The organism is Halorubrum sp. GN12_10-3_MGM, assembly GCF_005435235.1.
GTDB lineage: Archaea > Halobacteriota > Halobacteria > Halobacteriales > Haloferacaceae > Halorubrum > Halorubrum ezzemoulense.
In genome coordinates, this window is record NZ_SGUB01000002.1 from 33,131 (window position 1) to 57,561 (window position 24,431).

At 70.4% G+C, this 24,431-nt stretch carries 20 protein-coding genes; 11 read left to right on the forward strand and 9 right to left on the reverse strand.

Features of this window, described 5'->3' with window-relative positions:
- Positions 1–52 precede the first annotated feature (52 nt).
- Positions 53–322: a co-chaperone YbbN gene (locus EXE47_RS01875; protein WP_006111654.1), complete on the reverse strand. Its 270-nt coding sequence runs from the start codon at positions 320–322 to the stop codon at positions 53–55.
- A 158-nt stretch (positions 323–480) separates the two neighbouring features.
- Here EXE47_RS01875 and EXE47_RS01880 point away from each other — a divergent pair, with 158 nt between their 5' ends.
- The 3 genes from EXE47_RS01880 to hisE all read left to right on the forward strand — a co-directional run bounded on the left by EXE47_RS01880 (position 481) and on the right by hisE (position 1,653).
- A complete protein-coding gene (locus tag EXE47_RS01880; RefSeq protein WP_049910744.1) occupies positions 481–642 on the forward strand; it encodes a preprotein translocase subunit Sec61beta in 162 nt (53 codons plus the stop codon).
- A 94-nt stretch (positions 643–736) separates the two neighbouring features.
- Positions 737–1,330, forward strand: a complete 594-nt coding sequence (gene pdxT / locus EXE47_RS01885; RefSeq protein WP_086220210.1) for a pyridoxal 5'-phosphate synthase glutaminase subunit PdxT — start codon at positions 737–739, stop codon at positions 1,328–1,330.
- A complete protein-coding gene (gene hisE / locus EXE47_RS01890; RefSeq protein ID WP_086215760.1) occupies positions 1,327–1,653 on the forward strand; it encodes a phosphoribosyl-ATP diphosphatase in 327 nt (108 codons plus the stop codon). The genes pdxT and hisE overlap by 4 nt, the downstream gene beginning before the upstream one ends.
- 20 nt (positions 1,654–1,673) lie before the next feature.
- Here the strand turns inward: hisE and EXE47_RS01895 are convergent, their stop codons facing one another.
- The gene (locus tag EXE47_RS01895) at positions 1,674–2,069 is read right to left on the reverse strand and encodes a hypothetical protein (protein WP_049931810.1); all 396 of its coding nucleotides are present in this window, start codon (positions 2,067–2,069) and stop codon (positions 1,674–1,676) included.
- Positions 2,070–2,185: 116 nt separating this feature from the next.
- On the opposite strand from EXE47_RS01895, the gene EXE47_RS01900 reads away from it, so the two are divergent.
- The 8 genes from EXE47_RS01900 (at position 2,186) to EXE47_RS01935 (ending at position 17,702) form a co-directional block, all read left to right on the forward strand.
- On the forward strand, positions 2,186–3,148 hold the full coding sequence (locus EXE47_RS01900) for a glycerophosphodiester phosphodiesterase (RefSeq protein WP_241997546.1): 963 nt from the start codon (positions 2,186–2,188) through the stop codon (positions 3,146–3,148).
- 69 nt (positions 3,149–3,217) lie between these two features.
- On the forward strand, positions 3,218–5,518 hold the full coding sequence (locus EXE47_RS01905; RefSeq protein WP_089308838.1) for a hypothetical protein: 2,301 nt from the start codon (positions 3,218–3,220) through the stop codon (positions 5,516–5,518).
- A 105-nt stretch (positions 5,519–5,623) separates the two neighbouring features.
- A complete protein-coding gene (gene leuS / locus EXE47_RS01910) occupies positions 5,624–8,296 on the forward strand; it encodes a leucine--tRNA ligase (protein ID WP_089308837.1) in 2,673 nt (890 codons plus the stop codon).
- A gap of 70 nt (positions 8,297–8,366) precedes the next feature.
- On the forward strand, positions 8,367–9,779 hold the full coding sequence (gene kynU / locus EXE47_RS01915; protein ID WP_089308836.1) for a kynureninase: 1,413 nt from the start codon (positions 8,367–8,369) through the stop codon (positions 9,777–9,779).
- A gap of 111 nt (positions 9,780–9,890) precedes the next feature.
- Complete coding sequence (locus EXE47_RS01920) at positions 9,891–12,527, forward strand: PAS domain-containing protein (RefSeq protein ID WP_089308835.1); 2,637 nt, start codon at positions 9,891–9,893, stop codon at positions 12,525–12,527.
- A 188-nt stretch (positions 12,528–12,715) separates the two neighbouring features.
- On the forward strand, positions 12,716–15,670 hold the full coding sequence (locus tag EXE47_RS01925) for a DEAD/DEAH box helicase (RefSeq protein WP_199237858.1): 2,955 nt from the start codon (positions 12,716–12,718) through the stop codon (positions 15,668–15,670).
- An 80-nt stretch (positions 15,671–15,750) separates the two neighbouring features.
- Positions 15,751–17,256 (forward strand): stage II sporulation protein M, encoded by a 1,506-nt coding sequence (locus tag EXE47_RS01930; RefSeq protein ID WP_089308834.1) that lies wholly within the window; start codon positions 15,751–15,753, stop codon positions 17,254–17,256.
- A gap of 92 nt (positions 17,257–17,348) precedes the next feature.
- Positions 17,349–17,702, forward strand: coding sequence for a hypothetical protein (locus EXE47_RS01935; RefSeq protein WP_086215754.1), 354 nt, complete (start codon positions 17,349–17,351; stop codon positions 17,700–17,702).
- Between the two features lie 220 nt (positions 17,703–17,922).
- On the opposite strand, the gene EXE47_RS01940 is transcribed toward EXE47_RS01935, so the two are convergent.
- The 7 genes from EXE47_RS01940 to EXE47_RS01970 form a co-directional block, all read right to left on the reverse strand.
- The gene (locus EXE47_RS01940) at positions 17,923–18,312 is read right to left on the reverse strand and encodes a DUF6276 family protein (protein ID WP_049931795.1); all 390 of its coding nucleotides are present in this window, start codon (positions 18,310–18,312) and stop codon (positions 17,923–17,925) included.
- Positions 18,313–18,428: 116 nt separating this feature from the next.
- The gene (locus EXE47_RS01945) at positions 18,429–19,130 is read right to left on the reverse strand and encodes a V-type ATP synthase subunit D (protein ID WP_049931793.1); all 702 of its coding nucleotides are present in this window, start codon (positions 19,128–19,130) and stop codon (positions 18,429–18,431) included.
- A gap of 152 nt (positions 19,131–19,282) precedes the next feature.
- Positions 19,283–20,707, reverse strand: a complete 1,425-nt coding sequence (locus EXE47_RS01950; protein ID WP_049931791.1) for a V-type ATP synthase subunit B — start codon at positions 20,705–20,707, stop codon at positions 19,283–19,285.
- Between the two features lie 2 nt (positions 20,708–20,709).
- On the reverse strand, positions 20,710–22,473 hold the full coding sequence (locus EXE47_RS01955; RefSeq protein ID WP_049931790.1) for an ATP synthase subunit A: 1,764 nt from the start codon (positions 22,471–22,473) through the stop codon (positions 20,710–20,712).
- Position 22,474: 1 nt separating this feature from the next.
- Positions 22,475–22,804 (reverse strand): V-type ATP synthase subunit F, encoded by a 330-nt coding sequence (locus EXE47_RS01960; protein ID WP_006629423.1) that lies wholly within the window; start codon positions 22,802–22,804, stop codon positions 22,475–22,477.
- The gene (locus tag EXE47_RS01965; RefSeq protein WP_049931788.1) at positions 22,801–23,847 is read right to left on the reverse strand and encodes a V-type ATP synthase subunit C; all 1,047 of its coding nucleotides are present in this window, start codon (positions 23,845–23,847) and stop codon (positions 22,801–22,803) included. The genes EXE47_RS01960 and EXE47_RS01965 overlap by 4 nt, the downstream gene beginning before the upstream one ends.
- Complete coding sequence (locus tag EXE47_RS01970) at positions 23,844–24,422, reverse strand: V-type ATP synthase subunit E (protein ID WP_049931787.1); 579 nt, start codon at positions 24,420–24,422, stop codon at positions 23,844–23,846. The genes EXE47_RS01965 and EXE47_RS01970 overlap by 4 nt, the downstream gene beginning before the upstream one ends.
- Positions 24,423–24,431: the final 9 nt, after the last annotated feature.

Genomic DNA, 24,431 nt, shown 5'->3' on the forward strand with positions numbered 1-24,431 from the left:
GCGAGACGCCGCGACGGTCGCGGGAGGAGAGGCTAGTCGGCGAAAGTCCTGGTCAGGCGCCCGCTTCCGAGAGGGCGGCCTCGATGTCCTCGCGCTGCGTGACGCCGACGAAGCGGTCGACGACGCCGTCGTCGTTCTCGACGATGAGCGTCGGGAGCGAGCGGACCTGGTACTGGTTCGCGACGTCCTGCTCCTCGTCGACGTCGACCTTCTGGAGCTCGAACGCGTCGCCGAGGTCTTCCTGGATCTCCTCCAGGATGGGGTCTTGGGTCTTACACGGGCCGCACCACTCGGCGTGGAAATCCAGCAGTCGAACGGTCATAGTCGCGGTCAACTACCGCCGGGCCGCGCATAAGGGTTTCCCACTTGTGCGTGCGCGCGCTCGGCGGCGGCTCGACCGGGCGACGGCGCGACGGTGGCGCGAACACGGTCCGAACGACGAACGAAACGTTTAGGACGCGTCGCCGTCCAGAAGCGGATATGAGTGGTTCCAACTCCGGCGGGCTGATGTCCAGTGCGGGACTGGTCCGCTACTTCGAGAACGAGGACCGGAACGCCATCGCGATCGACCCCAAGACGGTCCTCGCGTTCTGCGTCCTCTTCGGCGTGTTCGTCCAGATCCTCTCGCTGACGGTCGCGTAACGCCCCCGCCGTTCCCGTTCTGCCGACGCACCGATCCCGAGTCGACCGGTCGCGTAGCGCGCCCTTTTTCCACGCGCCCGCCCCACCGATACGTATGAAAGCAGGCGTCATCGCCGTCCAGGGCGACGTGGCCGAACACGCCGCCGCCGTCCGCAACGCCGCGGCCGCCCACGACGAGTCCGCGGAGGTCGTCGAGATCCGAGAGTCGGGGGTCGTGCCCGACTGCGACGTCCTCCTGATGCCGGGCGGGGAGTCGACGACCATCTCGCGGCTGATCCACCGCGAGGGGATCGCCGCGGAGATACGGGACCACGTCGCGGCCGGGAAGCCGATCCTCGCCACCTGCGCCGGACTGATCGTCTGCTCGACCGACGCGAAGGACGACCGGGTCGAGCCGCTGGGGCTGGTCGACGTCTCCGTCGACCGCAACGCGTTCGGCCGGCAGAAGGACTCCTTCGAGGCGAAGGTCCCGGTGACCGGCCTCGACGACCCCTTCCACGCCGTGTTCATCCGCGCGCCGGCCATCGACGACGTGGGCGACGGCGTCGAGACGCTCGCGACCGTCGACGGGCGCCCGGTCGCGGTGCGCGACGGGCCGGTCGTGGCCACCGCGTTCCACCCGGAGCTCACCGACGACCCGCGGATCCACGACCTCGCCTTCTTCCCCGAGCGGGAGGTGGTCGCGTGAGCGATCCGGCCGAGGGCGAATCGAGCGCGGACGAGCCGCCCGAGGCCGTCCTCGACGAGCTGTTCGCCACCATCGAGTCGCGCAAGGAGGAGCTCCCGGAGGGGTCGTACACCGCGTCCCTGTTCACCCACGAAAAGGGAGAGAACGCGGTCTTAGAGAAGGTCGGCGAGGAGACGACGGAGGCCATCCTCGCGGCGAAGGACGACGACCGCGAGGAGCTCACCGCGGAGAGCGCCGACCTCGTCTACCACCTGCTCGTGTTGTTCGCGATGAAGGACCTCGACGTCGACGACTTACGCGCTGAGCTCCGCGAGCGGTTCTGAGTCCCCGCGGAGGTCGACGCCTACCGCTCCCGTTCGAGTTCGCGGTCGATCTCGTCGACCTCCTCGGTCTCCAACTCCTCGCCGATGCGCCGCTCGAACTCCGCCTCGCTGATCTGTCCCTCGACGTACTGCTTCCGGAGGCGGTCCTGACGGCTGCTCCCGGCGTCGACCGAGGTCGACGAGGCGGACTCCGAGCCGATCGAGTCGAGCGACGGCGAGCCGCCCTCGCCGAGCAGCCACGAGCCGGCCTTGTAGGCGACGTAAACGAGCCCCGCCAGCACCGCGAGCGAGACGACCCCGGAGACGATCGTCCAGACGAGGCTCACGAGCGCGGAGACCACGCTGACGACGATACCGACCCCGATCAACACCGCGATCGCGATCGCCGCGTAGTAGAGGGCCTGCTTCCCGTCCATACCCCGGAATCGGGCTGCCGGCCGCAAATACCTTCTCCCGGAGACGGCGTCGCGCGGTTCGGTCCGTGCCCCCGGACTTTTGTCCGTGGCGCCGAACGTCAGACGGTGAGACCGCCGTGTGCGACGCCGCCCCGCCTAGATCCGACGCGCGGACGGAAGCGACCCGCAGAGCGATGCTTCGGCGGAGCGGGGCGCTCGCGGTCGGTGCGGTCGCGGCGACGGGGTCGGCCGCCCTCGCCGGTTGCGCCGGGCGCGGGAGCGGCGATGCCGGCGGAAACGACGGCTACGCCGCGGGGGCCGACGCGGCCGCCGGTAGGGGGGACCCTCCGCTCGTCGCGCACCGCGGCTTCGCGGCCGAACACCCGGAGAACACGGTCGCGGCTATCGAGGCGGCGACGGCCGTCGTCGACCGGGTCGAGCTCGACGTGCGCCGCTGCGGCACGGGCGAGCTCGTCGCCTTCCACGACGCGACGCTGGGGCGGGTGACGGACGCGACCGGTCGCGTCGGCCGGACCCCGGCGGGGCGGCTCGCCGAGCTCTCCGTCGAGGGGTCGGGGGAACCGGTGCCGACGCTCGCCGCGGCGCTCGACGCCGTGCCGTCGGACGCGTGGGTCCTGCTCGACCTGAAGGAGCGCGGCGTGGCGGCCGACGCGGTCGCGGCCGGCGCGGAACGCGACCACGGGCTCGCCGTCGCCGCCGACGACCCCGCGGCCATCGAGGCCGCGAACGCGGCCGACCCGACGGTCCCGACCGTCTACGGGGCCCGGGAGTCGGTCCCGGCGCGGCCGCTCAGGCCGCTGATCCCGGGGAGCCGAGCGGGGGTCGGACTGCCGAGGTGGGCGTATCCGCCGCAGGACGTGGCGGGGATCGTCGAGACGGCGACGGCACTGGGCTGTGCGGCGGTGTCGCCGCGGTACGAGCTGTGCCTCCGGACGGATATCGTCTCGCGGGCCGCGACCGCCGGGCTGCGGGTGCTGCCGTGGACGGTCGCCTCGGCCCGGGAGTACGGCGCGGTGGCGTCGGTCGACGGCGTCGGCGCCGTCGTCTCGGACGTCTCGCTGGGACGCCGGGAGCCGTGACAACCGAGACGAACGAGCGGCTCGCGGGCGGCAGAAGTGTTATTCGTGCGGCTCACGTCGCCCGAGGAAATGGATCGGGACGCCGACGCCGGCGACGGTGCGAGGGGGAGCGGGCCGGACGAAGCGCCCGGCGGGGCGCCCGCGAGCCGCGTCGACCGCCGGACCGTCCTCGGCGCGCTCGCGGGCGCCGGGAGCGCCGCGGTCGCGGGCTGTTCCGGCCCTGAGCCGGACGACGCGTCGACGACCGATCTCGACGCGGACCGGCTCGACGAACTCGCGGCGCGGTTCGCGCCGACGCTGTACTTCGACAGCGCCGAGCCGTGGTACCCGACCGACCCGCGACCGTACGCGAGCGAGGCAGACGGCGAGACGGTCGTCGACGGCTTCGCCGCGTTCGACGGCTACCACGAGCGGTACGACGAGGCGGGCGAGCCGCCGAACCCGACCGTCTTCTACAACGGGATGCGCTACGAGGACTCCCCGCTGGCGGTCGTCCAGTTCTGGCTCTATTCCGCGTTCGACCAGTTCACCGCGAACTTCCACTGGCACGACTGGGAGGTGCTCCACGTCTTCGTCGACCTCGACTCGGGCGACCCGCAGCTGTACGTCGCCAGCTCGCACTCGCGGAGCGTGCCCAACAACGAGTTCCTCGACCCCGACCCCGAGGTCGTCCCGCGGATCCTCCCCGAACTCGGCTCGCACTCCAGCACGCTCTCGATCAACGAGATCCCGGACGGCTTCCGGCGCGTCGGCGAGGAGGGCCTGCTCGCCGACATCACCAACACGACGATCGACACGGTCGAGGACCTGCTCGGGATTCCGATCGCCTACGGTCTGCCCCGCGACGAGGGGGCCCGACTGCCGTTCGTCGTCCCCGAGTACGAAGGGGAGCCGATCTACGACCACCCTGACCTCCCGTCGGTCTCGGAGTCCTCGCTGGTCGACGGCGCGCTGACGGTCCGGTCGCTCGACGCGCTGCGTTCGCCGCCGACCGACCTGCCGCTCCGGGAGACGGGGATCGCCTTCCGACACGGCGAGCGCCCCGACGACGGCGACGACGCCGCGCTCGCCGCCGAGGCCGCCGAGTCCGTCGTCGAGTACGAGCTGGTGGAGAGCGCCGAGCTGGAGGACATCGACGCGTTCACCGGCCCGCAGCTCAGCTTCGAGTTCGCCGTGCCCGAGGCCGTCGAGGACGCGGTCGCGAGCCACATCACGACCACCGGCGTCCCGTGGGAGCAGCCGCGCTACGAGAACCCCGCGCTCGACGTCACTGCGGGGAACCACCGGTCCGAGATGGCGGACCGGTACGACGCGATCGCCGACGACCCGTCGTTCGGCGACGAGGCCGCCGGGGGGCTCGACGCCGTCGTCGCGCGCGTCACGCAGGCGACCGAGAGCGACGAGGCGCCCGACGGCGAGGGGTTGACCACGACCGAGTCGAGCGTCGAGTCGTTCGCGCTGATCGAGAGCGACCCGGAAGCGGTGCCGACGTTCGCCGGCGGCGTCGCGGTCGCGAACGGCGTCCCCGAGGGCGATCACCGCTTCACGGTCAACGGCGCCGGGCGGGCGCCCCACAGCGAGCGGCTGACCGTCGCGGCCGACGAGGCCGTGACGACCGCCGGCGTCGACGGCGAGATTCCGCTCGTCGCCCGCGAGAACGCGCGGAAGGTCGAGCTGTCGGACGCGGAGAGCGAGGTCGACCTGACCCGGACCGCGATCGAGGACGACTTCGCCGGGCGGATCTACGACTCCGCGATCGAGGGGAGCGACGCCGCCTACGTCCACGCCGGCGGCGCGTACACGACGGAGGTCCGCGACGCCGACGACGAGGTCGGCGCGTACCGCGTCAACCCGGACCGGCCGGGGGCGGGAGACGACGGCGACGAGGGGGACGATCCGGACGCCGGCGACGACGCGATCCGGATCGAGCGCCCGGAGACCGGGGCGGCCCCGCTCGCGGGCTACGTCGCCGACGTGGCCGAGGAGACGCGCGCGGCGGTCGCGGCCGCGGCGGCCGAGAGCGACGGCGGGGACGGAGACGGCGGCGCGGGCGGCGGGAGCGGCGGCGGAAACGACAGCGGCGGGAGCGGCGGCGGTTCAGGGGGCCCGTCGAACGCGGTCAACGGGCTCGAACGCGCCCTCGCGGCCGCGGTCGACGCCGCGGAGCGGGCCGAGGAGCGCGCCCGCGAGGGCGACGCCGAAGGGACGGAGCGTCAACTGGCGAACGTGCTCGACCGGATCGCCCGGATCGAGGAGCGGCTCGCGGCCGCGCGGGAGGGGCTCCCGCCCGGGCTCGCGAACGCGACCGGAAAGCGGGTCGAGCAGGCGACGAAGCGGGTCGAGCAGGCGAGGAACGCCGAGAAGCTGTAGGCCGCCAGCGCGCGGGCGCGCGCATCGACCGCGTCGCCCCGTGTCACGGCGCACCACTGGATGGAAAGCTATACGACGCAGAACCGACCACGAGTATATAAGCAGATGTCTCAGGAGAGATACGACCACGCGACGGTCGAAGAACGGTGGCAGGAGGCGTGGGACGACGCCGACGTGTACCACGTCCCGGACGAGGCCTCGGACCCGACGTACGTCCTCGGGATGTACCCGTACCCGTCCGGGAAGCTCCACATGGGTCACGTCCGCAACTACACGATCACGGACGCGTACGCCCGGTACCGGCGGATGCGCGGCGACGACGTGCTCCACCCGATGGGGTGGGACGCGTTCGGACTGCCCGCCGAGAACGCCGCCAAGGAGCGTGACACCAACCCCCGCGACTGGACGTTCGACTGCATCGACACGATGAAGGGGCAGATGAAGTCGATGGGGTTCGGCTACGACTGGGACCGCGAGGTCACCACGTGTACCCCCGACTACTACCGGTGGAACCAGTGGCTGTTCCGCCGCTTCCACGAGGCCGGCCTCGTCGAGCGCCGCGACGCGGAGGTGAACTGGTGTCCCTCCTGCGAGACCGTCCTCGCCGACGAGCAGGTCGAGGGCGACGCGGAGCTATGCTGGCGCTGCGACACCCCCGTCGAGACCCGCGAGCTCGACCAGTGGTTCCTGAAGATAACCGAGTACGCCGACGAGCTGCTGGACGCCATCGACGACCTAGAGGGGTGGCCGAACTCGGTCCGGCAGATGCAGCGCAACTGGATCGGCCGACAGCACGGCAGCGAGGTCGACTTCTCGATCGACGGGTACGGGGACGTGACGGCGTTCACGACCCGGATCGACACGATATACGGTGCGACCTTCTTCGCGATCGCCCCCGATCACCCGATCGCCGAGGAGCTGGCCGAGGAGGACGACGAGATCCACGAGTTCGTCCACCACGAGGCCGACCCCGACGGCGACGAGCCGAACGGGGTCGAGACCGGACTGACCGCGACCAATCCCGCCACCGGCGAGGAGATCCCGGTGTACGTCGCCGACTTCGTCCTCTCGGACGTGGGGACGGGCGCGCTGATGGCCGTGCCCGCCCACGACGAGCGCGACCACGCGTTCGCGACGGAGAAGGGCGTCGAGATCCGACCCGTGATCGCGCCGGAGTCCGACGACCCCGACGGCGAAGCGGTCCCGGACGCACCGGACGTGGAGGAGGCCGCATTCACGGAGGACGGCGTCCTAATCGGCTCCGGCAAGTACACCGGACTGGACAGCGAGACCGCGCGCGAGCGGATCACGGACGATATCAGGAGCGCCGAGCCGGCCACGCAGTACCAGCTGCGCGACTGGGGCATCTCCCGGCAGCGCTACTGGGGGACGCCGATCCCGATGGTCCACTGCGACGACTGCGGCGCGGTCCCGGTGCCCGACGAGGACCTGCCCGTCGAGCTGCCCGAGTTCATCAACACCACCGGGAACCCGCTCGACGCCGCCGACGAGTGGCAGGAGACGACCTGTCCGGAGTGCGGCGGGCCGGCGACCCGCGAGACCGACACGATGGACACGTTCGTCGACTCCTCGTGGTACTTCCTGCGGTACGTCTCGCCGGACCTGGCGGACGCCCCGTTCGACCTCGGCCGCGCGAACGACTGGATGCCGGTCGACCAGTACGTGGGCGGCATCGAACACGCCGTGATGCACCTGCTGTACTCGCGGTTCTTCACCAAGGTGTTGGCCGACGAGGAGGACCTCGACCACCGCGAGCCGTTCACCAACCTGCTGGCACAGGGGATGGTCCAGCTGGAGGGCGAGAAGATGTCCAAGTCGAAGGGGAACGTCGTCTCGCCGCAGCGGATCGTCGACGAGTACGGCGCCGACACCGCGCGGCTGTTCATGATGGAGGCCGCCCAGCCCGAGCGCGACTTCGACTGGTCCGAGGAGGGCGTCCGGTCCACCCACCGATTCCTGACCCGCCTCAGCGACCTCGTCGAGGCGCACGCCGCGGGCGACGTGGCGACGGCCGACCCCGACGCCGACCGCGATGAAATCGACGACTACGTCGCCGACGAGACCGACGCCGCGGTCGCCATCGCCGGCGCGGAGTACGACGACCTGACGTTCAACGTGGCGCTGCGGGAGGCGCAGGACCTCGTGGGGACGCTCCGGAGCTACCGCGAGCACGCCGACCCGCACCCCGCCGTCTTCGAGCGCGGCGTCGACGTCGCGGTCCGCCTGCTCGCCCCCGTCGCGCCCCACCTCGCCGAGGAGCTGTGGGAGTCGCTCGGCCGCGACGGGTTCGTCGCGGAGGCCGACTGGCCGACCGCGAGCGTCGACCGCGAGACGGTCGAACGCCGGCGCCGGCTGGTCGAGAACACCCGCGAGGACGTGCGCGACATCGTCGAGGTCGCCGGGATCGACGACCCCGAGCGGATCGACGTGGTCGTCGCGCCCGACTGGAAGTACGACGCGCTGGAGATCGCGATCGACAGCGACGCCGACAACCTGATCTCCGAGCTGATGGCCGAGAGCCACATCCGCGAGCGGGGCGACGACGCCGCCTCGTACGGGCAGGACCTCCAGGCGAACCGCGAGGCGCTCCGTGAGACGCTCGACGGCGACGCCGAACACGACGCCCTGCGAGCGGCCGCGTGGCTGATCGAGCGCGAGTTCGACGCCCCGGTCCGCGTCGAGCGCGCCGCGGACGCCGAGGAGGCCGTCGTCAGCAAGGCGGAGCCGGGCCGACCCGCGATCGACATCGTCGAGTAGGTCACCCGACCGTTTCGCGGCCCTCGCCGGACCCCGGAAACGCTTAGTCGCCGGCGCGGCGCCCTCGTGTATGGACGACCCGTACGCCCCCGCGCGCGACGCCCTCGCGGGCGAGGGACTCGGCGCCGACGACGGAGAGGACGCCGACCCCGCGGTGCTCGCCGCGCGACTCGACGAGGACGATCCGCTCGCGTCGTTCGCGGACCGCTACTGGGTCCCTGACGGTGTTCTCTATATGGACGGGAACTCGCTCGGCCCCGCGAGCGACGCCGCCCTCGCGAGCCTCGACCGCGTGGTCGACGAGTGGCGCGAGCTGCTCATCTCCGGGTGGACCGACGCCGACCCGCCGTGGTTCGATGTCGGCGAACGACTCGGCGACGCGCTCGCGCCGCTGGTGGGCGCGGAGCCGAGCGAGGTGGTCGTCGGCAACTCGATCACGGTGAACATCCACACCCTGATCGGCACGTTCCTCGACGAGCTGCTGGCCGGGAACGGGCCCGAACGCGAGGACGTCGCGGCCGCGGACGGAGAGTGGGCGCCGGACGGCGACCCGGACGCCGACCCCGCGGTCCTCGTCAACGAGCTCGACTTCCCCTCCGACCACTACGCGCTCCGGGCGCAGCTCCGGCAGCGGGGGATCGACCCGGACGAGAAGCTCCGGGTCGTTCCGAGCCGCGACGGGCGGACGATCGATCCCCGGGACATCGAGGCGGCGCTGGCGGCGCACGACGACGTGGGGATCGTGTTCATGCCGACCGCGCTGTACCGCTCGGGCCAGCTGTTCGACGTCGAGCGGATCGCGACGGCGGCCCACGAGGCGGGCGCGTACGCCGGCTTCGACGCCGCCCACTCCGCGGGCGCCGTCCCCCACGCGTTCGGCGACGCCGGCGTCGACTTCGCGGTGTGGTGTACGTACAAGTACCTCAACGCCGGACCGGGGTCGATCGGCGCGCTGTTCGTCGCCGAGCGCCACCACGGGCTCGACCCCGCGCTGGCCGGGTGGTGGGGCCACGAGAAGGCGACGCAGTTCGAGATGAACATGACCTTCACCGCGGCCGACTCCGCCGGCGCGTGGCAGATCGGCACGCCGCCGCTGCTTTCGGCCGCGCCGCTTGAAGGGTCGGTTGAACTCCTGCGCGAGGCCGGGATCGACCGCCTGCGGGCGAAGTCGCTCGCGCTCACCGACTTCCTCATCGCCCTCGTCGACGACCGGCTCCCGGGGGTCTCGGTGGGAACGCCCCGCGAACACGCCGCGCGCGGCGGTCACGTCGCCCTCGAACACCCCGATGCCGAGCGGCTGAGCGAGGCGCTCAACGACCGGGGCGCGGTCGTCGACTTCCGACCGCCGAACGTGGTGCGGGTCTGCCCCGCGGCCCCCTACACCTCCTTTGCCGACGTGCTGGAGGTCGTCGACGAGATCGAGGCGATCCTCGACTCGGGGGCCCACGAGGCGTACGCGACGGGCGAGGGCGGCGTAACGTAGCGGGCGCGGCGCCGTGAGGGGCCGCGAGCGGGGTCGACGGGCGGTCTGTTCCCCGCGTTGACATCCGCAGTATTATTACTCTCAGTAACGTAAAGAGAAAAGAGCGAGATCATGGGAAGAGGTTCATCTACGAACGGTGCCGATCGGTTCGGATCGGACGGCGATGAGGTGACGAGCGTTTACGAGGCGATGTTTCAGGAGGCTGACGACGCGATCTTTCTCGTTGACGTGGCGCGGACGGACGGCGAGTACGAGTTCACGTTCAGGCAGAACAACACCGCACACCAGCGACAGACCGGGCTGACCGAGGACGCGATGTTCGGGAAGACGCCGCGGGAACTCCTCGGAGAGCAACAGGGGGCCGCGGTCGAGGCGAACTATCGGCTCTGCGTCGAGCGGGGGACGACGATCGAGTACGAGGAGCGGCTCGAGTTCCCGGGCGGGGCGACCGACTGGCAGACGAAGCTTACCCCGGTCGTCGACGACGGAACGGTGACGCAGATCGTCGGCGTCGCCCGCGACGTCACGCGACAGAAGGAGCGGGAGCGGGAACACCGGCGCACGCACCGGCGGTTCCAGACCGTCTTGGAGACGATGTCCGCGGCGGTGTTCCTGAAGGACACCGAGGGGCGGTACCTGCTGATGAACCAGGCGTGCCGCAACGTGTTCGCCGTCGACGAGGACCCCGTCGGGATGACCGACGAGGAACTCTTCCCGGAGGCCGTCGCGGCGCAGGCCCGCGCTGACGACCGCCGGGTCGTTGAAGACGGCGAACGGATCGAAGTCGAGGAGACGGTGCCGACGCCCGCCGGAGAGAGCGTTCGGCTGACGCGGAAGTCCCCCGTGTACGACGAGGAGGGGGAGATACGCGGTGTGTGCGGTGTGTCGACCGACATCACCGAACAACGGGAGCGAGAGCGAGCGCTCCAACAGATCAAAGACCGCCTCGAACTCGCGGTCGAGGGCGCACAGATCGGCGTCTGGGACTGGGACATGGCCACCGACGAGGTCGAGTTCAACGACCGGTGGGCCCGGATGTTGGGCCACGCGCCCGACGAGATCGAACCGCACCTCGACGCGTGGGAGCGGCGCGTTCACCCCGACGACCTCGGGCCCGTCGAAGACGCCCTGTCGAGCCACATGGCCGGCGAGACGGAGCTCTACGACACGGAACACCGGATGCGCACCGCGGCGGGGGACTGGAAGTGGATCCGGGACGTCGGGAAGGTCGTCGAGCGCGACGACGACGGGAAGCCGGTCCGCGCGGTCGGGGTCCGCCTCGACATCGACGACCAAAAGCGCCGGGAGGCGGAACTGGAACGCACGCGATCGGTCATCGAGCGCACCCAAGAGAGCGCGTCGATCGGCTGGTGGGAGGCCGATCTGGTCGAGGACTCGCTCACGTGGAGCGACGAGGTGTACCGGATCCACGAGGTTCCGCCCGACGACACGAGCCGCCTAGAGGACAGGCTCAGCTTCTACCACCCGGACGACCGCGACGCCATCGAGGCGGCGTTCGACCGCCTGACCGAGGCGGGCGAGTCGTACGACCTCGAACTCCGCATCGTGACGGAGACCGATCGGACCAAGTGGGTGCGGGCGATCGGCGATCCGCAGTACGACGACGCGGGGAACGTCGTCGGGGCGCTGGGGCTGTTCCAGGACGTCACGGAGCGGAAGGAGTACGAGCGGGCCATCGAGGCGACGCGCGAGGAGCTCCGGCGGATCATCGACCTCGTGCCCGACCTGGTGTTCGTGAAGAACCGGGAGGGCGAGTACCTGCTGGCCAACGAAGCGACCGCGGCGGCGTACGGGAAGACGCCGGAGGAGGTAGAGGGCAAGTCCGAGGCGGAGATCATCCCCAGCGCCGAGGACTCCGAGGCGTTCAGGCAGGACGACCTCGCCGTGATCGAGTCGGGCGAGCCGAGGACGATAGACGAGGAGACGCTGACCACGGCGGACGGGGAGACGCGCATCCTCCAGACGACGAAGATACCCTACGAGGTTGCCGAGACGGGCGAAGACGCCGTCCTTGGATACGCCCGCGACGTGACCGAGCTCAAGCAGTACGAGCGGACGCTCGAAGAGCAGCGGGACAACCTCACGCTGCTCAATCAGGTCGTCCGCCACGACATCAGAAACCAGCTGATGGTGGTCGAGTCGTACACCGCACTCCTCGAGGACGCGCTCGTCGACGACCAGAGCCGGACCTACGCGCGGACGGTCATCGAGGCGGCGAAGCAGGCGGCGGACATCACGGAGACCGCCAGGGACGTCACCGACGTGCTGCTACAGGCCGGCTCCGACCTGACGCCGATGAACCTCCGAGCCGAGCTCAACGGACAGATCGAACAGGTCCGGTCGGAGCAGGACCGGGCGACGGTTACCGTGAGCGAGTCGATCCCGGACGTGACGGTGGCGGCGGACGACCTGCTGGAGGCGGTGTTCCGGAACCTGCTGACGAACGCGGTCGTCCACAACGACAAGGAGAGGGCCGAGATCACGGTCTCGACGCGCGTCTCGGACGACTCGGTGCGCGTGTCGATCGCGGACAACGGCCCCGGGATCGACGACGACCACAAGGAGGACATCTTCCAGGAGGGCGCGAAGGGGCTCGAGAGCGGCGGGACGGGGATCGGTCTGTACCTCGTCGAGACGCTCGTCGACAAGTACGGCGGCGACGTGTGGGTCGAGGACAACGAGCCGACGGGGAGCGTGTTCGCCGTCGAACTGCCCCTCGCGAACTGATCGGCGCGCGCGAGGCGGGCGCCGTGCGTCGCCGTCGCCGCGCGTCTCCATCCAGCGCGTCGCCGTCCCGCGCGTCTCCATTCAGCGCGTCGCCGTCCCGCGCGTCGCCGCCGCCTCACGTCGACCGTGCGCGTCGCGCGGGGCGACGGGCTTAATCGCCCGAGCGCCCAAGGTCCGACGATCAGACAATGGCGGAATCGTCGGGCATGGACGCGTTCGCGCACCTCGGGAGCGATATCCGCGAGGCGCTCTCCGACCGGGGCTTTTCCACGCCGACGGAGCCCCAGCGCGAGGCGATCCCGCCGCTCGCCGACGGGCGGAACGCCCTCGTCCTCGCGCCGACGGGGACCGGGAAGACGGAGACGGCGATGCTCCCCGTCTTCGACGCGATCGTCGCGGCCCGCGACGCGCCCGGCGACCCGCCGCGGGAGGGTATCTCCGCGCTGTACATCACCCCGCTGCGCGCGCTCAACCGCGACATGATGGACCGGCTTGAGTGGTGGGGCGACCGCCTCGGCGTCGAGGTCGCGGTGCGCCACGGCGACACCACGCAGTACGAGCGGTCGAAGCAGGCCGACGACCCGCCCGACGTGCTCATCACGACCCCGGAGAGCCTCCAGGCGATCCTCACCGGCTCGAAGATGCGGGTCGCCCTGGAGGACGTGGCGCACGTCGTCATCGACGAGGTCCACGAGCTCGCCGCGGCGAAGCGGGGCGCCCAGCTCACGGTCGGCCTCGAGCGCCTCCGCCGCGTCGCGGGGCCGTTCCAGCGCGTCGGCCTCTCCGCGACGGTCGGTGACCCCGAGGAGGTCGGGCGCTTCCTCGTCGGCACCGGCAAGCGCGACCCCGACCGCCCCGGCGACCGCGCGTTCGAGACGGTCGAGGTCGCGGCCGGGACGCGGACCGACGTGCGCGTCCTCGATCCGGCGATCACGGACCGCGATACCACGCTCGCCGGCGAGCTCGCGGTCGACGAGACGACCGCGAGCCACGTCCGGACGATCCGCGAGATCGTCGCCGAGAACGAGTCGACGCTGATCTTCGTCAACACGCGCCAGACCGCGGAGGCGCTCGGCTCGCGGTTCAAGACGCTCGCCGAGAACGAGCGGGAGGCCGCCGAACGCGACGGGCGGGACGACGCCGCCGACCCCACGGAGATCGAGCTCCACCACGGATCGCTCTCGAAGGAGGTCCGGGTCGACGTGGAAGACCGGTTCAAGTCGGGCGGTCTGGACGGGCTCGTCTGCACCTCCTCGATGGAGCTCGGGATCGACGTGGGGCGCGTCGACCACGTGGTCCAGTACGGGAGCCCCCGCGAGGTGGCCCGGCTGCTCCAGCGCGTCGGCCGCGCGGGCCACCGCCGCGACCTCGTCTCGGAGGGGACCGTCGTGACGCAGGGAGGCGACGACACGCTCGAAGCGATGGCCATCGCGCGGCGCGCCGGCGAGGAGCTCGTCGAGCCCGCGAACATCCACCACGGAAGCCTCGACACGGTCGCCAACCAGATCGTCGGGCTCGTGATGGACGAGGGTGAGGTCCACGCCCGGGAGGCGTACCAGACGATCACGAACGCCTACCCGTTCGCCGACCTCTCGGAGCCCGAGTTCCAGGAGGTCGTCCGCGAGCTCGACGGGAACCGCCTGCTGTGGCTCGACGAGGAGACGGACACTCTCGAAAAGTCGGGCGGCACCTGGCAGTACTTCTACGCGAACCTCTCGATGATCCCCGACGAGTCCACCTACGAGGTGTACGACATGTCCTCGCGGCGGGGTATCGGCACCCTCGACGAGCAGTTCGTCGTCAACTTCGCCGGGCCGGGCGAGACGTTCGTCCAGCGCGGCGAGATGTGGCGGATCACCGAGGTCGACGAGGAGGAGGAGCGCGTGAACGTCACGCCGATCCCCGACCCGACCGGCGAGGTCCCCTCGTGGGTGGGCCAGGAGATCCCCGTCCCGAAGCCAGTCGCCGAGGAGGTCGGTCGGATCCGAGGCGAGGCCGCGGCCGCCCTAGCGGCCGGCTCCACGCCGACGGCGGTCGCCGCCGACCTCGCCGAGTGCTACCCGACCGACGAGGAGACGGTCGCGGCCGCGCTGAAGGCGGTCGTCGACCACGTCGACGCCGGCCACCCCGTCCCGACCGACGAGCGGATCGTGATCGAGGGGAGCGCCCGCACCGTCGCGGTCAACGCCGCCTTCGGCCACGAGGTCAACGAGACGCTCGCGCGGTTGCTCGCTGCGCTCGTCGGCCAGCGCGCCGGCTCGTCCGTCGGGATGGACGTCGACCCGTACCGGATCGAGTTCGAGGTGCCGAACGGCGTCAGTCCCGGAATCTTCCGCGAGGTGCTGGAGACGACGGACCCCGACCGGCTGGAGGCGTACCTCGAACTCGCCGTGAAGAAGTCGGACGCGCTGAAGTTCACGCTCGCGCAGGTCGCGGCGAAGTTCGGCGCCGTCAAGCGGTACAAGGAGGGACGCGGCCGATTCGGCGGCGACCGCCTGCTCGCGGCCCTCGAAGACACTCCCGTCTACGACGAGGCGCTCCGTGAGGTGTTCCACGCCGACCTCGCGGTGCCGGAGACCGCGGACCTGCTCGCGGCGCTCCAGCCGGACGACGGGGGACGGGACGGCCCGCTCGACCTCTCTATCGCCCGCGAGCGCACCCCGCTCGGCACCGCGGGTCGCTCCGCCGGCACGGAGTTCCTCGTCCCCGACAACGCCGACGCCGACGTGATCGAGACGGTCAAAGAGCGCATCCGGGACGACCGAGTGATCCTCTTTTGTCTCCACTGTACGGACTGGAAGCACACGACGAAGGTCCGGCGCGTCCGCGACCAGCCCGAGTGCCCCGAGTGCGGGTCCACCCGGGTCGCGGCACTCAACCCGTGGGACGACGAGACGGTCGCCGCGGTGCGCGCGGCCGAGAAGGACGACGAGCAGGAGCGCCGCACCGAGCGGGCGCACCGCGCCGCGAGCCTCGTCCAGACGCACGGGAAGCGGGCGGTGATAGCCCTCGCGGCGCGCGGCGTCGGGCCCCACAACGCCGCGCGGATTATCAATAAGCTCCGCGAGGATGAGGACGAGTTCTACCGCGACGTGCTCCGCCAGGAGCGCGAGTACGCGCGCACGCAGTCGTTCTGGGACTGACCAACGGCGGCCCGGACCGCCCCGAACCGCTCCCCCGTCCGGACTCCCGTTTTTAAGTTGCGGACGACCGAACCGACCGTATGGACCTCTCCGCCGCCGTCACGGCAACGACTGCGACCCTCCGTCGACGCCCCGCCGACGTCCTCCCCTTTTACCTCCTCGGCACCGCGGTGCCGGCGATCGCTCGGCTCGGCCCGTTCGCGGCGCTCGCGGGGATCTACCTCCACCTCGAACTGAACGGCCGCCTCGCCGCGGCCCGCGACTCGCTCGCCGGGGTCGAGCCGCCGCCGGAGACGCAGGACCCCGAGGCGCTTCAGGCGTGGGCCGAGGGGTTGGGCCCCGCGTTCAAGCCGCTGCTCACGCCGACCGTCGTGGTCCTCTTCGCCGGGGGCGTCCTCCTCGCGGTCGCCCTCTCGGTCCTCGCGTACGCCGTCGTCTCGGCCGGCCAGCTCTCGGCGGTCGCCGCGAGCCTCCGCGACGACCGCGGGCTCGTCGCCGGGATCGCGGGCGCCCGATCCCGGTGGCTCACGTTCCTCGGGCTGTACGTCGCCGAACTCATCCTGTGGATCGGCGTGGTCGCGCTCGGATTGATCGCGGTCGGCGCGGCGTTCCTCGCGAACCCGTTCCTCGGGGCGGCGGTGGCGATCGGCGCCCTGCTCGCCGGCTTCGTTGCCCTCGCGCTCGTTCGGATCCTCTTCGCGTTCGCGCCCGCGGCCGTCGTCGTCGACGACGCCGGCGTCGTCGGCGGGGTCGAGGGCGCCGGCAGCTTCGTTCGCTCGAACCCCGTCGACGCCGCCGCGTACCTCGTGGTCGCGATCGGCGCGCTGGTCGCCGTCGCGTCGGTCGCCTCCGGGATCGCGTTCGTCGGCGGGGGCCCCGTCGTCGCGCTCGCCAGCGCCGTCGTCGTCGCGCCCGCGCTCGACCTGCTGAAAACGGTTCTCTACGGCGACTACCGCGGGACGGTCGACCCCCTCTCGCCGACGGAGGCCGGCCTCCGGGCCCAGCTCGGCGGCGGCCTCCGACGCGGGTGGCGGGAGCTGCGCGGGTTCGTCCGGTCGACGCCGGGCTCCCACGCGCTCGCGCTCGGAGTGGCCGTCGGGTTCGGCGCGCTCGGGTGGGTCGCCGCCGCGCCGTTCGCGGAGATGGCCCCGACCTCGATCGAGGGTCGGATCGCCGGACAGATCCCGCCCGTAGCGGCGCTGACGTACTTCGGGAACAACTGGGGGGTCGCGATCGCGACCGCCTTCTCGGGCGTCGGGCTTGCCCTCCCCGCGCTCTCGTCGCTCGCGTTCAACGGCCTCGCGCTCGGCGCCACCGCGGCCTTGGAGGAGAACCTCTCCGCGCTCGTCGCGTTCGTGGTCCCGCACGGGATCTTCGAGATCCCCGCGCTCGTCGTCTCCGGCGCGCTCGGCGTCCGCCTCGGCGCGGTCTCGTGGCGGACGTTTCGCGGCCGCGCGAGCCGCGAGCGGTTCGCCGACGCCTTGGAGACAGCGTTCTGGGTGACCGTCGGGATCGGGATTCTGATCACCGTCGCCGCCGTTATCGAGGGGTTCGTCAGTCCGTACTACTGGCGGCCGTTTCTCTAGCTCGCGACCGAGCGGCGACCCGTCTGCGGGCGTCCGGCCGCAGAGGCGCCGGCCCGCCCGCAGCCTTATTACCGCGCGGGCGAAGCGTCGGTATGCGACCGCTCGTCGCCGTCATCCTCGTCGGCGTCCCGCTCATGTGGCTCGTCGGCTTCGCCGCCTACGCGTACGTCGACGCGCCCAAGTACGGAATGGACCCGCGCAAGTGGGCACTCATCTCGTTCGTCGTCCCGCTGTTCGGCTTCTTCGCGTACGTCTTCGAGCGGGGAGAGCGCGACTACGACCCGGACACCGACCCGTACGCCGGCGGGAGCGACGAGCGGACCGGCGGCTTCGCCGTCCACGAGTCGCGGCAGGGCGAAGAGCGGCTCGGCCCGGCGGGGACGGAGGCGGACGACGGTGACGACGCGGACGACGAGTGGAACGACCCGGACAGCGTCGACCTCTGACGGGACGATCGGGACAGGCCCCGGTCAGTACCGAGACGGCGGTGAGTGAGACGGTACGTAATCACCGATGAGGCTGGGGAGGTGTGCGGTGCCGTACTGGGCGGGGCGGGAGTCAAAAGGGCAGCCGCGGGGCTTTAGCGGGTTTCGCTGCCGATGTACTCGCCACGATTTAGTTACGGTCGGCGTCACCGTTCGACAGAAGCGACCAATCGTACCAGTACTAAATCGCGTCGCGGAGCGCCGTTCGCCGACGGTCGAGGTCGAACGCGGCGTCAGGTGCGTCGAGCCGGTCGAAGAACGCGAACGCATCGGCGCCGGCGCGCTCGGCGTGGCCGATCAGCGCCTCGATCGCCGCACGGTTGAGCGCGAACGACTCCAGCTTGCCACAGCAGAGCGCCAGCGCGACGCCCGCCTCGCCGGAGGGGAAGGCAGGATCGATAACCGACAGGTCCGGGTCGACGGGCGCGTCGCCCGCGACCCCCGCCTCCGCGGCCGGGACGACCCGCAGGCACCGAGTACAGATCGCGACCGCGTCGGCCGGCGCGTACTCGCGGATCGAGGGCGGCACGGCGAACCCGACGGCGTCGGCGTCGCAGTGAGGACAGGGCACGACCGGAGATAGGCGGCGCTCAAGACTTAAACGCGGCCGTCTTCGGTGCGGCGAGAGCGGCGAGGGAAAACGGACAGAGCGATCAACAGAAAGAACGGCCGACGCGCGGTGGACGGTCAGTCGGCGGGCTCGGGTTCCTCGGTCTCCGCGGCCGCGGCCTCCGCGGCCGCCTCGGCCTCCTCGGCAGCCTCCTCTTCCTCCTTCTTCGCTTTGATCTTCTTCATGCGGAATATCTCCTCGCGCTCCTGCTCTTCGAGCTTCTGCTCGATGTACTCCTGATTCTCGTAGAGGCTCGGGAGCAGGGTGAACTCCAGGGCGTTCACGCGGCGCTTCGTGGTCTCGATCTCCGTGAGCATCTTCTTCATCGCCGTCTCCACCTCGGCGGCGAGGATGATCGACTCGAGCAGCTCCTCGTAGGCGTCGGCCGCCTCGTCGATCCGCGCCGAGGAGCCGAGCAGGCCGTACCCGCGCTCGTCGAGGCTCTTCTGTACCTTCGAGGACTCGATCTGCGGGACCACGACGCCCATGATGTTCTTCGACTGGGTCGTGATCTCCGGGTGCTCTTTCAGCGCCGCGGCCGCGCCGCGGACCGCCACGTCGCCCTCCATCGCCCGGGCCATGTCGATCTTCCGCTGGGCCGTCTCGTAGTTCTCGGAGACCTCCGACCGGACGTCCTGCGCCTGGTCGAGGATGTCCATGAACTCCATGATGAGCCCGTCGCGCTTCTGTTCGAGCGTGTCGTGACCGCGCTCGGAGAGCTCGATGCGGTCCTCGATCGCCATCAGGTTCTTGCGCGTCGGTTTGACGTCCTTGGCCATCTTGGGGGTAGGTTCCGCTCCGAGGCGGTTAATTCTTTTCAGACGCGCCGGATCGGCCGGGGAGCCGCCGCGGATCGGCCCCGAGCGCGGTCACCGCGGCGCGATCGCTGGCGAGGGGTATCGACCGCGGGTAAAAGGTGAGTCGAGGCGGATCAGTCGGCCGCTTCGACGACCTTGCGCTCGGAGTCGTCCTCGCGGTAGTGCTCCTCGATGAACTCCTCGTCGATCCGGTTGAGGGCGTCCTTCGGCAGCATCGAGAGGAGGTCCCAGCCGATCGAGAGCGTCTCGTCGATGTCGCGGTTCGTCTCGAAGCCCTGGTCGATGAACTCGGACTCGAACGCGTCCGCGAAGTCGAGGTACTTGTTGTCGAGCTCCGACAGCGCCTCGCGACCGACGATGTTCACGAGGTCGCGGAGGTCCTCACCTTCCGCGTACGCCGCGAACATCTGGTCTTTCACGTCGGCGTGGTCGGCGCGGGTGAGCCCCTCGCCGATCCCGTCGTCCATCAGCCGCGACAGGCTGGGGAGGACGTTGATCGGCGGCTGGAGGCCCTGGCTGTTGAGGTCGGGGTCGACGTAGATCTGCCCCTCCGTGATGTACCCGGTCAGGTCCGGGATCGGGTGAGTGTCGTCGTCGCCCGGCATCGTGAGGATCGGGATCTGCGTGACCGAGCCCTCGCGGCCCTTGATCCGGCCCGCGCGCTCGTACAGCTGCGCCAGGTCGGTGTACATGTACCCGGGGTACCCGCGGCGGCCGGGCACCTCCTCGCGGGCCGCCCCGATCTCGCGGAGCGCCTCGCAGTAGTTGGTCATGTCCGTCAGGATGACGAGGACGTGGTAGTCCTTCTCGAAGGCGAGGTACTCGGCCGTGGTGAGCACCATGCGCGGGGTGACCGTCCGCTCGACGGCGGGGTCGTCCGCGAGGTTCATGAAGACGACGGAGCGCTCCAGCGCACCGGTGCGCTCGAAGTCCTCCATGAACTCGTTCGCCTCCTCCTGGGTGATCCCCATCGCGCCGAAGATGACGGCGAACTCGGAGCCCTCCTCGTCGTCGCCGCCTTCCTCCTCCTCCGGCACGCTAGCCTGCCGGGCGATCTGCATCGCCAGCTCGCTGTGCGGCTGGCCGGAGCTGGAGAAGATCGGGAGCTTCTGCCCGCGGACGAGCGTGTTCATCCCGTCGATGGCGGAGACGCCCGTCTCGATGAACTCCTCGGGGTACTCCCGGGAGTACGGGTTGATCGCCGCGCCGACGATGTCCTGTCGCTCCTCGGGGACGATCTCCGGGCCGTCGTCGATCGGGCGGCCGGAGCCGTCGAGCACCCGCCCGAGGAGGTCCTCGGTGACGGGCATCTTCATCGTCTCGCCAAGGAAGCGGACGGACGCGTCTCTGTCGATACCGCTCGTCCCCTCGAAGACCTGGATCGCGACCACGTCCTCCGAGGATTCGAGCACCTGTCCGCGCAGCGTCTCGCCCTGTGCCGTCTCGATCTCGACGATCTCGTCGTAGCCGATCGCCTCGTCGACCTCGGCGTACACGAGGGGGCCGCTGATCTCGGTGATGGTTTGATACTCTTTCATGATCAGTAGAGGCTCCGGAGCTCCTCGGTGATCTCCGACTTGAGATCCTCGACGTACTCCTCGTAGTCCTCTTGGACGCCGATACGGTTAATCCGCGGGGCCGACTCGATGTCGATGATCTCCTCGACCGGGACGCCGGCGTCGAGCGCGTCGAACGCCTCGTCGTTGAACGTCTGGATCGTCGTCAGCATCAGGTACGTCTTCTCCGGCGGACAGAACGTGTCGACCGGGTGGAACGCGTTCTGCTGGAGGTACGCCTCGCGCAGGTAGCGCGCGACCTCCAGCGTCAGCTGCTGGTCGTCAGGCAGGGCGTCCTTCCCGACGAGCTGGACGATCTCCTGGAGCTCCGTCTCTTCGTCGAGCACGTCGACCGCCCACTGGCGGCGCTCCGCCCAGTCGTCGGCGACCTCGTCCTCGAACCAGGGGTCGAGCTGGTCTTTGTACAGCGAGTAGGACTCGTTCCAGTTGATCGACGGGAAGTGGCGCCGCTCCGCCAAGTCCGCGTCGAGCGCCCAGAACGTCTTCACGATCCGCAGCGTGTTCTGGGTGACCGGCTCGGAGAAGTCGCCGCCGGGCGGCGACACCGCGCCGATCGCCGAGACGGAGCCCTCCGTCCCGTTGATGTTCTCGAAGTAGCCGGCGCGCTCGTAGAACTGCGCGAGCCGGGCGGCGAGGTACGCGGGGTACCCCTCCTCGCCGGGCATCTCCTCCAGCCGGGAAGAGATCTCGCGCATCGCTTCCGCCCACCGCGAGGTGGAGTCGGCCATCAGCGCCACGTCGTACCCCATGTCGCGGTAGTACTCGGCGATCGTGATCCCGGTGTAGATACAGGACTCACGCGCCGCGACCGGCATGTTCGAGGTGTTCGCGATGAGCGAGGTGCGGGCCATCAGCGGGTTGCCGTTGGCCGGGTCCTCGAGCTCGGGGAAGTCCTCGATGACCTCGGTCATCTCGTTGCCGCGCTCGCCGCAGCCGACGTAGACGATGATGTCCGCGTCGGCGTACTTCGCGAGCTGGTGCTGCGTGACCGTCTTCCCGGAGCCGAACGGGCCGGGGATCGCGGCCGTCCCGCCCTTCGCGATGGGGAAGAGTCCGTCGAGGATGCGCTGCCCGGACACCAGCGGCGTCCGGGGCGTCTTCTTGTCGTTGGCGGGGCGCGCCTCGCGCACCGGCCACTCCTGGTGCATCGAGACCTCCTCGCCGTTGTCGAGCTCGACGACCGTCTCGGTGACGTCGAAGGATCCGGACTCGGCGGCGACGACCTCGCCGCCCTCGTAGTCCGGCGGCACCATGACCTTGTGGTCGATGGTGACCGTCTCCTCGACGACGCCGACGATGTCGCCGGGCTCGACGACGTCGCCCGCCTCGACCTCGGGCTCGAACTCCCACTCCTCCTCGAGGTCGATGCCGGGCGCGTCGACCCCGCGGTCGAGGTACGGACTGCCCATCTTGCCCTCCAGCACGTCCAGGGGGCGCTGAACGCCGTCGTAGATGGCGTCCAGCATCCCCGGGCCGAGGTCGACCGACAGCGGCTCGCCCGTGTTCTCGACGGGTTCGCCGGGGCCGACGCCGGAGGTCTCCTCGTACACCTGAACCGTCGTGAGGTCGCCCTCGATCTCGATCACTTCCCCCATGAGCCCTTCGTCGCCGACGTAGACGACGTCGTTCATGCGGGCGTTGAGATCGCGGGCTGTCACGACCGGACCGCTCACGCTCTGGATGACGCCGCTGTCTTCGACGGCGTCGGTTGTGTCTGCTTTGCTCATATTAGTCGTCTTCCTCCATCAGGTCGATGCCGATGGCGCGTTTGATCTGGTCGCGCAGCCCGCCGCTCCCGGCGCCGGAGCCGCCGAGCGTCACGAGGACCGGTTCGATGCTGCCCTCGACCGCCTCGCGGGTCCCCCGCGAGAGGTGGTCGAGGTCGTCGTCGTGCATCACGATGATGCCGACGCCCTCGTCGTCGAGCGTCCGCTCGACGGCGTCGTCGAGCTTCTCGTCCTTCTCGTCGTCCGGCACGTTCTCGAACGCCCGAACGCCGGCGAGGCGGAATCCGGTCGTGAACTCCGGGCTGCCGACGACCGCTATCTCCTGGCTCATGTTATCACCAGCTCCGATTCGATCTCGTCGGCCGAGAGGCCGGCCTCCTTGCCGCGGGCGATCGCCCGGATGTTCTCCGTCTCGCGCTCCTTCGCGAGGATGTACGAGATGACCGGGGTGACCGACACCGGGTGGATCGTGCCGAGCCGGTCGCCGTACGCCAGCAGCGCGCCGTCGATCGCGTGTTCGAACGCGATGAGGCTGTCCGCCTCCTCGAGCTCGCGCAGCGCGGGCCCGAGCTCCTCGCCGTACTGGCTGTCGCCGATGTACTCGACCAGTTCGTCGAGGTTCTGCGCCAGCCGCGCGAGCGACGAGCGGGTGAACAGGTCGCCCCCCTCGATGAAGTACGCGGCGGGGTCGATGTCGGCGCCCGAGCGGGCGAGCCGGAGCGCGTTCGTCGCGTTCCGGAAGTCGACCTCCGCCACCAGGAACGACTCGTACTGCCGGGTCGGCTCGTCGCCGCCGAGCCCGGAGAGGAGCCGCTCGTAGAACGCGCGGTCGACCGCGTTCTCTAAGGGCACCAGCACGTCCGTCTCCTCGAACTCGGCGTACGCCTCCCGCAGCGGCTCCCCGTAGATCGTGTCTTCGAGGACCTCGATCACGCCGTCGATCGAGTCCGCCTCAAGCAGGCGACGGATCCGGCGGTCGTCGAACTCGCCGGCGCGGATCAGGTCGACCTCGACGGCCGACTGCTCCGCGTCGGTGTAGACGCCGCGGATGACCGTCTTCACGTTCCAGGCGTCGAACTTCCGGAGGTACCGGGCGATCAGGTCGTACAGCGACCCCTCGCTCCAGTCGAGGATGGCGTCGAACTGCTCGGCGAGGTTCCGGTTCAGCGCGTACTCGATCAGGTCCACGCCGCCGTGGCGGCTACCGAGCGCGTTGATCTCCTCGCCGTAGCTCGACTCCTCCATGAACCGGGCGATCTCGGCCGGGCCCATCCGGGTGAGCTTGCGGTACTCCTCGTCCCCGTAGAGGCTGCCGCGGCGGGCACGAACCCGCGCGACGACGTACTCGGGGTTCGGGCTGCCGGCGGCGCTCATTGGTCGAACAGCCGCTCCGAGATGTTCTTCAACTCGTCGTCCCAGACTGCCTCCAGGACCGAGTCGAACGTGTTGTTCACGCGAACGCGGGAGGTGTCGCTCTCCGCGACGACGCCGCCGAGGCAGTCGACCTCGCCGTCGACCTCGGCGTTGCGGTCCGCGACGAGGTCTTCGAGCAGGTCGACGTCCTCGGCGCGGGTGTAGACGGCGACGGCCTCGTCGTCGTCGAACTCCGCGAGGCTCGCGTCGAGTAAGGCCTCGGTGAGCTCGCGGCGATCGTCGCCGTCGAGGGCGGCGATGGCCGCTTCGACGTCGTCGTGGACGTCCTCCAAGACGTCACGTCGAGCGCCGAGCCGCTCCTGTTTGGCCTCGAGCTTCGCCGAGGAGAGCGTCTGTTCGCGCTCCTGGTCGATCTGGTCTTCGACCTCGGCGAGCCGCTCCTCGCGGATGCGCTCCGCGTCGGCCTCCGCCTCGGCGACGATCTCGTCGGCCTCCGCCTCGGCCTGTTCGCGGATCTCCTCCGCACGCGCGCGGGCCTCATCTTCGACGTCCTCAACGACGGTTTCCAAACTCATTGGTGTGGA

Bases quoted from the DNA above. Each gene is read 5' to 3' on its own strand.
- EXE47_RS01875 (WP_006111654.1), bottom strand. From the start codon at position 322: ATGACCGTTCGACTGCTGGATTTCCACGCCGAGTGGTGCGGCCCGTGT.
- EXE47_RS01880 (WP_049910744.1), top strand. From the start codon at position 481: ATGAGTGGTTCCAACTCCGGCGGGCTGATGTCCAGTGCGGGACTGGTC.
- pdxT (WP_086220210.1), top strand. From the start codon at position 737: ATGAAAGCAGGCGTCATCGCCGTCCAGGGCGACGTGGCCGAACACGCC.
- EXE47_RS01895 (WP_049931810.1), bottom strand. From the start codon at position 2,069: ATGGACGGGAAGCAGGCCCTCTACTACGCGGCGATCGCGATCGCGGTG.
- EXE47_RS01905 (WP_089308838.1), top strand. From the start codon at position 3,218: ATGGATCGGGACGCCGACGCCGGCGACGGTGCGAGGGGGAGCGGGCCG.
- leuS (WP_089308837.1), top strand. From the start codon at position 5,624: ATGTCTCAGGAGAGATACGACCACGCGACGGTCGAAGAACGGTGGCAG.
- kynU (WP_089308836.1), top strand. From the start codon at position 8,367: ATGGACGACCCGTACGCCCCCGCGCGCGACGCCCTCGCGGGCGAGGGA.
- EXE47_RS01920 (WP_089308835.1), top strand. From the start codon at position 9,891: ATGGGAAGAGGTTCATCTACGAACGGTGCCGATCGGTTCGGATCGGAC.
- EXE47_RS01925 (WP_199237858.1), top strand. From the start codon at position 12,716: ATGGCGGAATCGTCGGGCATGGACGCGTTCGCGCACCTCGGGAGCGAT.
- EXE47_RS01930 (WP_089308834.1), top strand. From the start codon at position 15,751: ATGGACCTCTCCGCCGCCGTCACGGCAACGACTGCGACCCTCCGTCGA.
- EXE47_RS01935 (WP_086215754.1), top strand. From the start codon at position 17,349: ATGCGACCGCTCGTCGCCGTCATCCTCGTCGGCGTCCCGCTCATGTGG.
- EXE47_RS01945 (WP_049931793.1), bottom strand. From the start codon at position 19,130: ATGGCCAAGGACGTCAAACCGACGCGCAAGAACCTGATGGCGATCGAG.
- EXE47_RS01950 (WP_049931791.1), bottom strand. From the start codon at position 20,707: ATGAAAGAGTATCAAACCATCACCGAGATCAGCGGCCCCCTCGTGTAC.
- EXE47_RS01955 (WP_049931790.1), bottom strand. From the start codon at position 22,473: ATGAGCAAAGCAGACACAACCGACGCCGTCGAAGACAGCGGCGTCATC.
- EXE47_RS01960 (WP_006629423.1), bottom strand. From the start codon at position 22,804: ATGAGCCAGGAGATAGCGGTCGTCGGCAGCCCGGAGTTCACGACCGGA.
- EXE47_RS01965 (WP_049931788.1), bottom strand. From the start codon at position 23,847: ATGAGCGCCGCCGGCAGCCCGAACCCCGAGTACGTCGTCGCGCGGGTT.
- EXE47_RS01970 (WP_049931787.1), bottom strand. From the start codon at position 24,422: ATGAGTTTGGAAACCGTCGTTGAGGACGTCGAAGATGAGGCCCGCGCG.